Source organism: Streptomyces mashuensis (assembly GCF_014654785.1).
Taxonomy (GTDB): domain Bacteria; phylum Actinomycetota; class Actinomycetes; order Streptomycetales; family Streptomycetaceae; genus Streptomyces; species Streptomyces mashuensis.
In genome coordinates this window covers 1-13,986 of the sequence record NZ_BNBD01000030.1, presented here as the reverse complement: position 1 = coordinate 13,986, position 13,986 = coordinate 1, and the positions used below count along the sequence as shown (strand labels likewise).

Annotated in this window: 12 protein-coding genes, 1 pseudogene and 1 riboswitch; of the genes and pseudogenes, 1 reads left to right on the top strand and 12 read right to left on the bottom strand. The window is 72.1% G+C overall.

The genetic code is table 11. From position 1 onward, the window contains the following. Positions 1-6 precede the first annotated feature (6 nt). Positions 7-2,895 (bottom strand): aminomethyl-transferring glycine dehydrogenase, encoded by a 2,889-nt coding sequence (gene gcvP / locus IE305_RS32325; protein WP_190133416.1) that lies wholly within the window; start codon positions 2,893-2,895, stop codon positions 7-9. 188 nt (positions 2,896-3,083) lie between these two features. Then, positions 3,084-3,193, bottom strand: a riboswitch (glycine riboswitch). A gap of 116 nt (positions 3,194-3,309) precedes the next feature. On the opposite strand from gcvP, the gene IE305_RS32320 reads away from it, so the two are divergent. Continuing rightward, the gene (locus tag IE305_RS32320; RefSeq protein WP_190133415.1) at positions 3,310-3,633 is read left to right on the top strand and encodes a PRC-barrel domain-containing protein; all 324 of its coding nucleotides are present in this window, start codon (positions 3,310-3,312) and stop codon (positions 3,631-3,633) included. A 19-nt stretch (positions 3,634-3,652) separates the two neighbouring features. On the opposite strand, the gene IE305_RS32315 is transcribed toward IE305_RS32320, so the two are convergent. From IE305_RS32315 to clsA, 11 genes and pseudogenes are all read right to left on the bottom strand, one after another. Further along, entirely contained in the window at positions 3,653-5,011 is a 1,359-nt protein-coding gene (locus tag IE305_RS32315) for a DNA polymerase IV (protein ID WP_190133414.1), read from the bottom strand. Positions 5,012-5,067: 56 nt separating this feature from the next. Beyond that, a complete protein-coding gene (locus IE305_RS32310; protein ID WP_190133413.1) occupies positions 5,068-5,706 on the bottom strand; it encodes a MerR family transcriptional regulator in 639 nt (212 codons plus the stop codon). 188 nt (positions 5,707-5,894) lie between these two features. After that, complete coding sequence (locus IE305_RS32305) at positions 5,895-6,368, bottom strand: bifunctional nuclease family protein (RefSeq protein ID WP_184736688.1); 474 nt, start codon at positions 6,366-6,368, stop codon at positions 5,895-5,897. Between the two features lie 52 nt (positions 6,369-6,420). After that, positions 6,421-7,209, bottom strand: a complete 789-nt coding sequence (gene ftsR, locus IE305_RS32300; protein ID WP_190133412.1) for a transcriptional regulator FtsR — start codon at positions 7,207-7,209, stop codon at positions 6,421-6,423. Positions 7,210-7,253: 44 nt separating this feature from the next. After that, complete coding sequence (locus IE305_RS33360) at positions 7,254-7,697, bottom strand: FHA domain-containing protein (protein ID WP_308440291.1); 444 nt, start codon at positions 7,695-7,697, stop codon at positions 7,254-7,256. Between the two features lie 18 nt (positions 7,698-7,715). Further along, positions 7,716-7,784 (bottom strand): annotated as a pseudogene (locus IE305_RS33635) (zinc-ribbon domain-containing protein); the annotation flags it as partial. A gap of 439 nt (positions 7,785-8,223) precedes the next feature. Next, entirely contained in the window at positions 8,224-9,237 is a 1,014-nt protein-coding gene (locus IE305_RS32290; RefSeq protein WP_229891828.1) for a DUF881 domain-containing protein, read from the bottom strand. Between the two features lie 5 nt (positions 9,238-9,242). Next, entirely contained in the window at positions 9,243-9,575 is a 333-nt protein-coding gene (locus IE305_RS32285; protein ID WP_004947174.1) for a small basic family protein, read from the bottom strand. Further along, positions 9,572-10,453 carry a DUF881 domain-containing protein gene (locus tag IE305_RS32280; RefSeq protein ID WP_190133411.1) on the bottom strand — a complete coding sequence of 294 codons (882 nt, stop codon included), beginning with the start codon at positions 10,451-10,453 and terminating at the stop codon, positions 9,572-9,574. The genes IE305_RS32285 and IE305_RS32280 overlap by 4 nt, the downstream gene beginning before the upstream one ends. A gap of 138 nt (positions 10,454-10,591) precedes the next feature. After that, complete coding sequence (locus tag IE305_RS32275) at positions 10,592-13,087, bottom strand: mannose-1-phosphate guanyltransferase (RefSeq protein WP_190133410.1); 2,496 nt, start codon at positions 13,085-13,087, stop codon at positions 10,592-10,594. A 124-nt stretch (positions 13,088-13,211) separates the two neighbouring features. Next, entirely contained in the window at positions 13,212-13,796 is a 585-nt protein-coding gene (gene clsA, locus IE305_RS32270; RefSeq protein WP_190133409.1) for a cardiolipin synthase ClsA, read from the bottom strand. Between the last annotated feature and the right edge of the window lie 190 nt (positions 13,797-13,986).

Below are 13,986 nucleotides of genomic sequence, written 5' to 3'. Positions count from 1 at the left end.
GTGGGCCTACTGGCCCTCGTACTCGTCCAGCGGCGGGCAGGAACACACCAGGTTCCGGTCGCCGAAGGCACCGTCGATGCGGCGCACCGGCGGCCAGTACTTGTCGGCAGCCGACACCCCGGCCGGGAAGACGGCCTCTTCACGGCTGTAGGAACGCTCCCACGCACCGGCCACCGAGGCGGCGGTGTGCGGGGCGTTGCGCAGCGGGTTGTCGTCCTTGTCCCACTCGCCGGTGCCGACCTTCTCGATCTCCGCACGGATGGCGATCATCGCCTCGCAGAAACGGTCCAGCTCCGCGAGGTCCTCGCTCTCGGTCGGCTCGATCATCAGCGTGCCGGCCACCGGGAACGACATCGTCGGGGCGTGGAAGCCGTAGTCGATCAGGCGCTTGGCCACGTCGTCCACGGTGACGCCGGTGCTCTTGGTCAGCGGCCGCAGGTCGACGATGCACTCGTGGGCGACCAGGCCGCCGGGGCCGGTGTAGAGCACGGGGTAGTGCGGCTCCAGGCGCTTGGCCACGTAGTTGGCGCTGAGCACGGCCACCTGCGTGGCGCGCTTGAGGCCCTCGCCGCCCATCAGCCGCACGTACGCCCAGGAGATCGGCAGGATGCCGGCCGAGCCCCACGGCGCCGCCGAGACCGGGCCGACGCCCGTCTCCGGGCCGGCACTGGGCCGCAGCGGGTGGTTGGGCAGGTACGGGGCGAGGTGGGCGCGGACCGCGACCGGGCCGACGCCGGGGCCGCCGCCGCCGTGCGGGATGCAGAACGTCTTGTGCAGGTTCAGGTGGGAGACGTCGCCGCCGAACCGGCCCGGGCGGGCCAGGCCCACCAGCGCGTTGAGGTTGGCGCCGTCGACGTACACCTGGCCGCCCGCGTCGTGCACGGCCGCGCAGATGTCGGCGACGTGCTCCTCGAACACGCCGTGCGTGGACGGGTAGGTGATCATCAGGACGGACAGCTCGTCGCGGTACTGCTCGATCTTGGCGCGCAGGTCCTCGACGTCGATCTCGCCGTCCTCGGCGGTCTTCACCACCACGACCTTCATCCCGGCCATCACGGCGCTGGCGGCGTTGGTGCCGTGCGCGGAGGAGGGGATGAGGCAGACGGTGCGCTGCTCGTCGCCGTTGGCGCGGTGGTAGGCGCGGACGGCCAGCAGGCCGGCCAGCTCGCCCTGGGAACCGGCGTTGGGCTGGAGCGACACCTTGTCGTAGCCGGTGACCTCGGCCAGCCGCTCCTCGAGCTCGCGGATGAGGGTGAGGTAGCCCTCGGCCTGCTCGACGGGCGCGAAGGGGTGCAGCGCGCCGAACTCGGGCCAGGTGACCGGCTCCATCTCGGTGGTCGCGTTGAGCTTCATCGTGCACGAGCCGAGCGGGATCATGCCCCGGTCCAGGGCGTAGTCGCGGTCGGCCAGGCGGCGCAGGTAGCGCAGCATGGCGGTCTCGGAGCGGTGCTGGTGGAAGACCGGGTGGGCGAGGTACTCGCCGGTGCGCAGCAGGCTCTCGGGGAGGGCGTCGGCGGCCGCGGCGTCGAGCGCCTCGACGTCGCCGGTCACGCCGAACGCCGACCACACCGCGGCGAGGTGGGCGCGGGTGGTGGTCTCGTCGCAGGCGATGCCGACGTGGTCCGCGTCGGTCAGGCGCAGGTTGACGCCGTGCTCGCGGGCCGCGGCGACGACCTCGGCCGCCCGGCCGGGCACGCGCGCGGTGACGGTGTCGAAGAACGTCCCGTGCACGACCTCCACGCCGCCGGCGCGCAGGCCCTCCGCGAGGATCGCGGCGTAGCGGTGGGTGCGGCGGGCGATGCCGGCCAGGCCCTCGGGGCCGTGGTAGACGGCGTACATGCCGGCCATGACGGCGAGCAGCACCTGCGCGGTGCAGATGTTGCTGGTGGCCTTCTCGCGGCGGATGTGCTGCTCGCGGGTCTGGAGGGCGAGGCGGTACGCCTTGTTGCCGTCGGCGTCGACGGAGACGCCGACGAGGCGGCCGGGCAGGGAGCGGGCGAACTGCTCGCGGACTGCCATGTAGCCGGCGTGCGGGCCGCCGAAGCCCATGGGCACGCCGAAGCGCTGGGTGGTGCCGACGGCGATGTCGGCGCCCAGCTCGGCGGGCGGGGTGAGGAGGGTGAGGGCGAGCAGGTCGGCGGCGACGGTGACGACGGCGCCGAGGCCGTGCGCCTGCTCGATCACGGGGCGGAGGTCGTGGACGGCACCGGAGGCGCCGGGGTACTGGAGCAGGACGCCGAAGACGCCGCGCTCGGCGAGCTCCGCGGGGATGCCGCCGGAGAGGTCGGCGACGACGACCTCGACGCCGGTGGGCTCGGCGCGGGTCTCTATGACCGCGATGGTCTGCGGGAGGGTGTCGGCGTCGACGAGGAAGACCCCGTTCTTGACCTTGCCGACGCGCCGGGAGAGGGCCATGGCCTCGGCGGCGGCGGTGCCCTCGTCGAGGAGGGAGGCGCCGGAGGTCGGCAGGCCGGTCAGGTCGGCGACGACCGTCTGGAAGTTGAGCAGCGCCTCCAGGCGGCCCTGGGAGATCTCGGGCTGGTACGGGGTGTAGGCCGTGTACCAGGCAGGGTTCTCCATGACGTTGCGGAGGATCACCGGCGGGGTGAACGTGCCGTGGTAGCCCAGGCCGATCATGGAGGTGAGCACCTGGTTGCGGCCGGCGAGCTCCCGGAGCTCGGCCAGGACCTCGGCCTCGGTGCGGGCGCCGGGCAGGCCGAGCGCCTCGGTGCTGCGGATCACCTCGGGCACGGCGGCCGCGGTGAGCTCGTCGAGGGAGCCGAAACCGGCCTGCGCGAGCATCTTGGCCTGGGCCTCGGCGTCGGGGCCGATGTGGCGGCGCTCGAAGGGCGTGCCGCGCTCCAGGTCCGAGAGGGAGATGCGGTGGGCTGTCATCTGCGGGGGCCTCCTGGTCATTGCGACCTGCGAGGGGTACCACGGCGCGGGTACCCGGACGGCCTCCCCCTCTGTCATCTCGACCTGAGAGCTTCACCGGGGCACGCGCACGGCCCGGCTTTCACCGTCGGTGAGGAGGGGCTTCGGCGTCGTGCCTGACCTGGGCCCGCCCTGCTTTCCAGAGTGACCTCGTCCATGCGGTACGGGTGCCTGAGAGATTCCGGGGAGGATTTGCTCCTTCGGCGCCCCGGCGCCGCCCGTGGGACGGGCTTCCCGGGGACTCTCCCGCACGGATTCTGCGGCCGTTCGCCAGCCTACCAGCGCGTCTTTCCGGGCGGATCTCCTCAGGTGGCCGGTTCCCGCTTTGTGGCTTTTCGTGGTGGGGTGAGCGTGCGCGAGGCCAAAGGAACGAGGGTGCAGTCCGACGTCGACCCCAGGAGCCTGATCGGCCGCAGGGCCGTCGACCGCGACGGGGCGCGGATCGGCACCGTGGACGAGGTGTACCTGGACGACGTGACGGGCGAACCGGGGTGGGCGGCGGTCCGCACCGGCTTCTTCAGCCGGGACGCCTTCGTGCCGCTGGGGCCGTCGCGGGTGGAGGGCGAGGTGCTGCACGTCCCGTACGCACGGGCCGTGATCCGCCGCGCCCCGGGGTTCGGGGTGGGCCGCCACCTGTCGCCGGAGCAGGAGCTGCGGCTCTACCGCCACTACGGGATGCGGGTGCCCGGCGAGGATTGAGCCCTGCTGCCGGGCGGGCCTACGCCGCCGGCGGCTCGGCCAGGGGGCCCAGCGGCAGGGGGTCGGCCGGCTCCAGGGCCGGGTCGTCGACCGGGAACGTACGGATGCGGCCCGGCGGGGACCACGGCTGCTCGAAGCGGACCGTGACGCGGCCGACGCCGCTGCCCTGGACCCACCCCGGCCCGTACTCGGCGTGGCGGACGTCCAGGCCCGGCAGCCACTGCCGGGGGCGGTCCTCCTCGGCCGCGGCCCCCTCCTCCGGCGCCTGCCCCGCCGCGTCCGGCTCCGCCGCCGCCCCTGCCGCCCCCGCCGCCTGCGCGAACAGGTCCTCCTGCGTGTAGTCGGCCAGGCCGGACACGCCCACGCCCAGCAGCCGGACGCCCGCCGTCGTGTCCACGCCGTCCAGCAGGCGCGCCGCCGCCTCGCGCACCACCGCCGGGTCGTCCGTCGGCCCGCGCAGGGTCTCGGAGCGGGTGACCGTCGTGAAGTCGTAGTGCCGCACCTTGATGCTGACCGTGCGGCCGGAGCGGCCGGCGCCGCGCAGCCGCTGCACACAGCGGTCGGCGAGCCGGGCGAGCTCCAGCTGGACGCGGGTGCGGTCGGTGAGGTCCTCGGCGAAGGTGTCCTCGACCGACACGGACTTCGCGTCCCGCTCGGCGACCACGGGCCGGTCGTCGTGGCCGGTGGCGAGGGCGTACAGGCCCGCGCCGTGCGCCTTGCCCAGCAGCCGTACGAGCTCGGCCTCGCCGGCCTCCGCGGTCTCCGAGACGGTGGTGATGCCGGCCCGCCGCAACGTTTCCGCGGTGGCCGGGCCGACGCCGGGGATGGTGCGCACCGGCATGGGGCCGAGGATCTCCAGCTCGGTGCCGGGTGCGATGAGCATCAGGCCGTCCGGCTTGGCCTGCTCTGAGGCGATCTTCGCGAACATCTTGGAACCGGCCAGCCCCACCGAGGCCGTGAGCCCCGTGGCCGCGGTGATGTCGCGGCGCAGCCGCTCGCCGACGGCGCGGGCGGCGCCGGCGGAGGCCGGCACGCCGCCGGCCTCCAGGTCGACGAACGCCTCGTCCAGGCTGAGCGGTTCGACGAGCGGTGACACCTCGCCGAGCAGCCCCATCACCACGCGGCTGACGCTCTGGTAGAGCGCGAACCGCGGGGTGAGGTAGGCGGCGTTGGGGCACAGCCGCCGGGCCTGGGCCGTGGACATGGCCGAGCGGACGCCGAAGACCCGCGCCTCGTACGAGGCGGTGGCCACCACGCCGCGCGGGCCCAGGCCGCCGACCACCACCGGCTTTCCGCGCAGGCTGGGCTTGGCCGCCTGCTCCACCGAGGCGTAGAAAGCGTCCATGTCGAGATGGAGAATCGTCGGCGCACCTCTCACAGGACCGATGCTGCCGCACCCCACTGACAATCGCGCCGCCCCGCGGCCGCCGGCGGTCAGCCGGCGCGGTTGCGGCGCCGGGCCAGCTCGTCGGCCGGGTTGTGCCCGATGAGGGTCTCGCCGGTGTCGACGCGCTCGCCGTGCAGCTGGGCCAGTGCGCTCTCCACGTCGCGCCGGACGACGCCGACCGCGATGCCGAAGACGCCCTGCCCGCCCTGGAGGAGGTCGACGACCTCGTCCGGGGACGTGCACTCGTAGACCGTCGCGCCGTCGCTCATCAGCGTCATCTGCGCCAGGTCGTCCAGGTTCCGCTCGCGCAGGTGCTGCACGGCGGTGCGGATGTTCTGGAGGGAGACCCCGGTGTCCAGCAACCGCTTGACGATCTTGAGGACGACCACGTCCCGGAAGCTGTAGAGCCGCTGGCTCCCCGATCCGTACGCCGGCCGCACGCTGGGTTCGACCAGCCCCGTGCGCGCCCAGTAGTCGAGCTGGCGGTAGGTGATGCCCGCCGCCGCGCATGCCGTGGGTCCGCGGTATCCGATCCGGTCCGCAGGACGGGGCGTCCCGCCCTCGGAGTCCCGCCCCCGCGGAGTGGTGACCGCTGCCGCGGCGGAATAGCGGGGCGCTGGTTCGACCGTTCCCCCACGCAGCGGATACGGACCGCCGACCGCCGTACCGTCGCCCGTGCTTCTCACGCCGACCTCCGTCCTTGACCTGCCTTCTCGACGGTAGGCAGTCGCTCGGGGTGCGTCAACGATCGCCACACTCGGCACGCCGAGTGATAATCACCCTGAGAGTGGTTTTACGTGTCCGGCCGGCGGGAAAACCTACCCGAATGCCCCGGCGGTGCCCTTACCGACCTCGCCGATCTCTACCGGCTGCCTCACTGACTGTTGGTGCCGAAGTCCTCCGGCGAGATCTGGTCGAGGAACTCGCGGAACTTCTCGACCTCGTCCTCCTGCTCGTCCGGGATGGCGATCCCCGCGTCGTCGAGCACCCCGTCGCTGCCGTAGATGGGCGTTCCGGTGCGCAGTGCGAGCGCTATGGCGTCGGAGGGCCTGGCGCTGACCTCGACGCCGCTGGCGAAGACCAGTTCCGCGTAGAACACGCCTTCGCGCAGGTCGGTGATCCGGACCTCGGTGAGCTGCTGCCCCACCGCGTCCAGGACGTCCTTGAACAGGTCGTGGGTCAGCGGGCGGGCCGGCGCCATGCCCTGCTGGGCGAAGGCGATCGCCGTCGCCTCCCCCGGTCCGATCCAGATCGGGAGGTAACGGTCGCCGCCCACTTCCCGCAGGAGAACGATCGGTTGGTTGGAGGGCATTTCCACCCGGACGCCCACGACATCGAGCTCGTTCACACAGCAACCCTAGGCCGTGGCTGCCGGGTTTGGGTAGTCGGGGCCGTGCCGGTCAGGACGACCGCAGGCCCAGGGCGGACCGCACGAGGGCCGCATGCAGCCGTACGCAGAGCGTGGCCAGCTCCCGCGCCGTGGCCTCCGCGTGCGCCCTGGTCTGCGGATTGCGGTGCCGCCGCAACGGTGCGACCACCTGTTCGACCAGGCCGGCCTCCCGCTCGGCGGCGGCCTTGACCGCCCGCAGGTGCCGCGGCTCCAGACCGTACCGCCCGAGATCCGCCACCAGCCGGGCGACCGTCACGGCCTCGGCACCGAATGAGCCGTCCGGGTGGGCGGCGACCAGGCCGTACGACTCCCACTCCAGGAGCTCTGCCTCCGTGACGCCGGCGGCGGCCAGCAGCCCCGCCCGGCCCACGCGCGCCGGGGTGCCCCTCTCCGGGCCCGTGACGGCGTCCTGCGGCCCTCCGGCGGGCTCCCCGGCCACCGGGCCGTCCACGAGGTCCAGGGCCTCCCTGGGCTGCGCCGGGGACGGCAGCCGGACCTCCTCGCCGCGCGCCAGGGCCTCCAGCTGCTCCCGGATGACCTTCAGCGGCAGGTAATGGTCGCGCTGCATGCGCAGCACGTACGCGAGCCGCTCCACGTCCCGGGTGCTGAACTTGCGGTACCCCGAGGGCGTGCGGCGCGGCTCGACCAGGCCCTCCGACTCCAGGAAGCGGATCTTGGAGATCGTGACCTCGGGGAACTCCTCACGGAGCACGGTGAGCACCGTGCCGATGCTCACCAGCCGGCCCTCCGCACCGGCGGCACCGGAAGCCCCGGTACCGCCCGACGGTGTCCGCACCATGGCCCTCCCTGGAGGCCCGCCGGGACCTGGCGTCCGGCGGAGGGTCAGATACCCCGCTGGCCGCCGAAGAAGACCAGCCGGTACTTGCCGATCTGCACCTCGTCGCCGTTGGCCAGCCCGACCGACTCGATCTGCTCTCGGTTGACGTACGTGCCGTTGAGGCTGCCCACGTCGGTGACGGTGAAGGAGCCGTCCGGCTGCCGGCGGAACTCCACGTGCCGGCGGGAGACGGTGACGTCGTCGAGGAAGATGTCGCTCTGCGGGTGGCGGCCGGCCGTGGTGACGTCGGCGTCCAGCAGGAAGCGGCTGCCCGAGTTGGGGCCGCGGCGGACCACCAGCAGCGCCGAGCCCATGGGCAGCGCGTCGACGGCGGCCTGGGCCTCGGGCGACAGGGCCGGCAGCTGCGTCTGGCCGGTCGTCTCCGAGTCGTACGCCTCGAGCCCCGAGATGGAGATCGTGGAGGTGGTCTCCGAGGCACGCTCGGCCACCGCCCCCGGGCGCAGGGGCGCGCCGCAGTTGGAGCAGAACCGGCTGGCCTCGGCATTCCGGTGGCCACACCTCGTACAAACCGGCACGGCAGGACCTCCACCCGCGCTCGCGGCCGCTGGTGCCCCGAAACCTATGCGCCCCGCCTGGGCAGGGTCAACAGAGGACGCGCCCGGACCGCCCGGAACGTCCCCCCCGGGCACGCCGGCCGCCTCGTGCTCGCGGAAGAGCGGACGCCCCTGGGCGCCGGACTCCTCCTCGGGCCCGCGCGTGGCCCGGTGCCGGGCACCGCCCTCCTGGCGTGCGCTCTTGCCGAACAACTTCGCAAACAACTTCACGGGCGATTCCCCTTGACCGAAACAGACCCGCCCGTGGGGCAGGACAAACCCTTGCTGCACACACCGTCAGACCTCGACGTCCCTACAACGTCCGTGGTCGACAGACAGTTTCCACCACGCACCGCGGAGCCGGTGCGTCGACCCCCCGCAACCTCCCGCCCTCCCCATGGGGCCCGCCCGCTCGCCCGCCTCACTGCGATGACGACCGAGCGTAGTCAGGCCGCTTCGCCGGGCGCAAGGCATCGACGACGATCTTCTCAGACCGGGAGACCGAGACGCCCGCCTGCTCCTTCTCCAGGGTCTGGACCACCCCACCAGGGATGTTCAGGGCGGGCTCGAGGTCCTGCGGCTTGCCGACGACCTTGAACCTATAGGGCTGGGAGACCTTCTTGCCGTCGATCTCCACGTTTCCGGCCGACCCGGAAAAATAGCTGTTGGCGACCACACGCACGTCGTTGACCTGGATGGCCTCCGCGCCCGCGGCCCGCAGCTCCTGGATGGTGTCCAGCAGCTTGTCGGACTCGACCGCGCCCTTGGGGTCGCTCACCGTGAGCTCGATGCCCGGCCCCTGCGCGGCGACCGTGCCGGCCAGCACGCCCAGCTGCTCCTCCTTCTGCGCGGTCTGCTTGCGGGCCTCCGCAGCCTGGTTCGAGCTGCTCTCCAGCTCCGACTTCTGGTTCTCCAGCCGGCGCTTCTCGTCCTCCAGCCGCTTGGTGCGGTTGTCCAGCTCGTCCAGGATGCGCACCAGGTCCTCCTGCCGGGCGCCGCGCAGCGCGCTGTTGTCGCTGGTCGACCGGACCTGGATGGCCAGGCCCAGACCCAGCACGAAGAGCAGCAGGGCGACGATCAGCTGCGCCCGGGTCAGGCGCGGCGGCCACAGCCCCTTCGCCAGCCGTTGACGGCCCGTCAAGGGCTCGGACGCCGCCTCCCCTTCGGGGGACGCCGCGGGCCCGGGCTCCGGTTCCCCGGGGGGCTCAGGGGTCTCGTCGGCCCCGGGGTCGCCGGGCGCCTCGGATGCCGTCGGTTCCTTGGGCGCCTTCGGCTCTTCAGGGGCCTTGGGGGCCTCGCCGTCCTTCGGCTGCCCGGGGGTCTCCGCCGGCTCCGGGGAGCCGGCGGGCTCGTCCTTGCCGGGTACGCCCTTCTCCGGCACGTCCTTGTCCGGCATGTCCTTGTCCGGCATGTCGCCCATGTCGTCCTTGCTCATCCGTGTCACGCCCGGAAGACGTGCCGCCGGATCGCGGCGGCGTTGGAGAAGATGCGGATGCCCAGGACGACCACGACACCGGTGGACAGCTGCGCGCCGACGCCCAGCTTGTCGCCCAGGAAGACGATGAGCGCGGCCACCACCACGTTCGACAGGAACGACACCACGAAGACCTTGTCGTCGAAGATGCCGTCCAGCATCGCCCGCAGACCGCCGAAGACCGCGTCCAGCGCCGCCACGACGGCGATGGGGAGGTAGGGCTCGACCGCCGTCGGCACCACGGGGCGGACCACCAGCCCGACCACGACTCCCACGATGAGGCCCAATACGGCGATCACGATCTGCCCTTCCCTGGCTTTGCGGTACGTACGATCAGGCTGGGCGCGGCCGGCAACCGCACCTCGTCCTGCGCGGAAACGCTCGCGCGGACCCCGTAGTTCTGCTGGAGCACGTGCAGGTACTGGCCGTCCGCGCTGTCCTGGAACGCGGTCGCGAGCCGCTGCCCGTCCCCGACCGCCAGCACCGTGTACGGCGGCACGAGCGGTGTGTTGTTGACCAGTATGGCGTCACCCGCGGCCCTGATCGCGGACAGCGCGGTCAGCCGCTGCCCGTTGATGGCGACGGCCTCCGCCCCCGACTGCCACAGGCCGTTGACGATCCGCTGCATGTCGCGGTCGCGCACCCGCCCGGTGTCGGAGAAGCCCGTGCTCTCGCGCGGCCCGCCACCGCCGGCCTTCGACTGCTTGGCGTCGTCGACGACGACCTTCACGCCGCGCCCCTGCACCGGCGTCGCCCCCGCCAGCAGCGAGACCAGCTCGGCCTGGTCACCGCCGTGTTGCTGGAGCACGTCGCGCTGCTTGCTGCCCACCGTGGACCGCAGCCCGTCGACGTTCTTCTGCAGCCGGTCCGCCGCGCCCGACTCCTGCTCGATGCGCGCGATGAGCTGCTGCCGCTCCTTGGCGAGCGTCGGTGCCGATATCCGTGCCTGCGCCGCCCCCAGCGTCACCACCAGCGCGGCGAGCAACAGCGCCGCGGCCAGCCCCAGCTTCGCCCGCAACCGCCCGGGCAGCCCCGTGCCGCCCTCCTCGCGCCGGGCCGCCGCCTGCGCGTACCCGTCGTCGAGGCTGTGGTCCATCACATTGGTCAGCAGCGACATCGACGCGTCGGGGCGCGACGGGTACGGCGAGGTGCTCCGAACGGGGGGCTGCTGCGACATGCCGCACATCGTCGCACGTCGGGCCCGTCCTCTCCCAATGGCCCCACCGGCGCGCCGGATCCCTGCCCCGTCCGTGGGCCCCGGGAGGCCGTCCACCGGCTCCCGGGGCCCTTCCACGGACCGGACGCGCCCGCCGGATCAGCGCCCGGCGCCGTCCACGACGGCCGACCACTCGTCCAGCAGCGCCTGGGCGGAGGCGTCGTCGGGACCCTCGGCCCACAGGTGCGTCACGGCCTCGGCCGGGTCGGGCAGCACCATCACCCAGCGGCCGTCGGCCTCGACCACCCGCACGCCGTCGGTCGTGTCCACCGACCGGTCCCCGGCCGCCTCCACGACCTGCCGCATCACCAGGCCCTTGACCGCCCACGGCGTGGCCAGGTCCCGGCGCAGCACGTGCGCCCGCGGGATGCGGGCGTCTATCTGGCTGAGCGTGAGCTGCGTCCGGGTCACCAGCCCGATCAGCCGCACGAACGCCGCGGTGCCGTCGAAGACGCTGCTGAACTCGGGCACGATGAAGCCGCCCCGGCCGTCACCACCGAAGATCGTCGTCTCCTGCCGGCCCACGCGCGTCAGGTCGTCGGGCGACGTCGTCGTCCAGTCCACCTGCGTCCCGTGGTACGCCGCGACCTGCTCCGCGATGCGCGTCGTGGTCACCGGCAGCGCCACCCGGCCACTGCGCCGCTCGGCGGCCACCAGGTCCAGCAGCACCAGCAGCGCCCGGTCGTCCTCGACGATGCGGCCGCGCTCGTCCACCAGCGAGATCCGCTCGCCGACGGGGTCGAACCGCACCCCGAACGCCGCCCGCGCCGAGGCCACGATCTCGCCCAGCCGCACCAGCCCGGACCGCCGCTCGTCGGCCGTCTCGGTGGGCCGGGCCTCGTCCAGACCCGGGTTGATGGTCAGCGCGTCCACGCCCAGCCGGCCCAGCAGGCTGGGCAGGACGAGGCCCGCGCTGCCGTTGGCCGCGTCCACGACGACCTTCAGCCCGGCCTCGGCGACGCCGGAGGTGTCCACCGAGCGCAGCAGCGAACCCGTGTAGGAGTCGTAGATGCTCGACGGGAAGGACAGGTCGCCGATCTCGCCGGGGAACGCCCGCCGGTACTCCTGCCGCGCGTACACCCGGTCCAGCTTGCGCTGGCCCGCCTGCGACAGGTCGGCCCCGCGCTCGTCCAGGAACAGGATGTCCACCGAGTCCGGCACCCCGGGCGAGGTACGGATCATGATGCCGCCGGCGCTGCCCCGCGCCGTCTGCTGCCGGGCCACCGGCAGCGGCACGTTCTCCAGGTCCCGTACGTCGATGGCGCTCGCCTGGAGCGCGGAGATCACCGCGCGCTTCAGCGCCCGGGCGCCCCGCGAGTGGTCACGGGCGGTGGTGACGGTCGCGCCCTTCTTCAGCGTGGTCGCGTACGCGCCGGCGAGCCGCACCGCCAGCTCGGGGGTGATCTCCACGTTGAGGATGCCGGACACACCGCGGGCGCCGAACAGGTGCGCCTGGCCGCGCGACTCCCAGATGACCGACGTATTGACGAATGCGCCGGCCTCGATCGTCTTGAACGGGTAGACCCGGACGTTGCCCTGGATAATCGATTCCTCACCGATCAGGCACTCGTCGCCGATGACGGCCCCGTCCTCGATGCGGGCGGCCCGCATGATGTCGGTGTTCTTGCCGACGACACAGCCCCGCAGATTGCTCTGCTGCCCCACGTAGACGTTGTCGTGCACGACCGCCCTGTGCAGGAAGGCGCCGCGCTTGACGACCACGTTGGAGCCGACGACGGTGTGTTCCCGGATTTCGGCGCCGGCCTCCACCTTGGCGTAGTCGCCGATGTAGAGGGGCCCGCGCAGCTCGGCGTCGGGGTGCACCTCGGCGCCCTCGGCGACCCAGACGCCCGGCGAGATCTCGAAGCCGTCCATCTCGACGTCGACCTTGCCCTCGAGCACGTCGGCCTGCGCCTTGACGTAGCTCTCGTGGGTGCCGACGTCCTCCCAGTAGCCCTCGGCGACATAGCCGAAGATGGGCTTGCCCTCCTTCATCAGCCGGGGGAAGACGTCCCCCGACCAGTCCACCGGGACGTCGGGCTCGACGTAGTCGAAGATCTCGGGCTCCATCACGTAGATGCCCGTGTTGACGGTGTCGGAGAAGACCTGGCCCCAGGTGGGCTTCTCGAGGAAGCGCTCCACCTTGCCGGCCTCGTCGACGATGGTGATGCCGAATTCCAGCGGGTTGGGCACCCGGGTGAGGCAGACCGTGACGAGGGCGCCCTTTTCCTTGTGGAAACGGATGAGGTCGCTCAGGTCGAAGTCGGTGAGGGCGTCACCGGAGATGACCAGGAAGGCGTCGTCCTTGAGCGCGTCCTCGGCGTTCTTGACGCTGCCGGCCGTGCCGAGCGGCTTCTCCTCGTTGGCGTAGGTGAGCTCCATGCCCAGTTCCTCGCCGTCACCGAAGTAGTTCTTCACGAGTGAGGCGAGGAACTGCACGGTCACCACGGTCTCGGTCAGCCCGTGCCGCTTGAGCAGACGTAGTACGTGCTCCATGATCGGCCGGTTTGCCACCGGCAGGAGTGGCTTGGGCATGCTCGAGGTCATGGGACGAAGGCGCGTGCCTTCGCCGCCGGCCATCACGACGGCCTTCATGTCGGTAGCGTCCTCCTTGAAGAGACGACGGTCATGCCGACTTCACGCCCCGTGGGGCCCGATGCTCCCTCTGCCGCCGTTGGCTCCCGAGGCCGCGGTGGGGATTACCCCACGGGTGGGTCGGCTATGTGGCATCCGCCTTCACCAGACGGCGGACCTGGACCACGTAGAGGATCCCTGCCCACCAATAGAGGGTTGTACCCCATCCGGCGAACGCCCATCCGAAAATCGCGGCGAGCGACGCGAGCCAGCCCGAGCCGTCACTGAGAAGCAGCAAGGGGAAGGCATACATCAGGTTGAAGGTGGCGGCCTTGCCGAGGAAGTTCACCTGCGGCGGCGGATAGCCGTGGCGCCGCAGAATCCCCACCATGACCAGGAGCATCGCCTCGCGGGCCAGCAGGGCCACGGTCAGCCACAGCGGGAGGATCTCCCGCCAGGTGAGCCCGAAGAGGGTGGAGAGCACATAGAGGCGGTCGGCCGCGGGGTCGAGCAGCCGGCCGAGGTTGCTGATCTGGTTCCAGCGCCGGGCGAGCTTGCCGTCCAGGTAGTCGCTGACGCCGCTGAACGCCAGCACGAGCAGCGCCCATCCGTCGTACTTCTGGAGGATCAGCCACAGGAAGAGGGGCACGCCGACCAGGCGCGCCATGCTGAGGATGTTCGGGATGGTGAGGACACGGTCGGTCTGGACACGTGTCTCCTGGACCTCCACCCGGGGGCCTCCTGTGGTGATATGTACCAACGGTGTCCCCCGACCTTACCGCCCGGCGCGTACGGACCCGGCGGTGGGGTGGGAGACGTCCGGGAAACGCAAGAAAGCCCTGGCGGGAACATGGTTCCCACCAGGGCTTTCTGAATAATTGTTCGGCGGCGTCCTACTCTCCCACAGGGTCCCCCCTGCA

Coding starts and splice junctions, on each gene's coding strand:
- gcvP (WP_190133416.1), bottom strand. CDS start 2,895: ATGACAGCCCACCGCATCTCCCTCTCGGACCTGGAGCGCGGCACGCCC.
- ftsR (WP_190133412.1), bottom strand. CDS start 7,209: ATGGTGCGGACACCGTCGGGCGGTACCGGGGCTTCCGGTGCCGCCGGT.
- IE305_RS32290 (WP_229891828.1), bottom strand. CDS start 9,237: ATGAGCAAGGACGACATGGGCGACATGCCGGACAAGGACATGCCGGAC.
- IE305_RS32280 (WP_190133411.1), bottom strand. CDS start 10,453: ATGTCGCAGCAGCCCCCCGTTCGGAGCACCTCGCCGTACCCGTCGCGC.
- IE305_RS32275 (WP_190133410.1), bottom strand. CDS start 13,087: ATGAAGGCCGTCGTGATGGCCGGCGGCGAAGGCACGCGCCTTCGTCCC.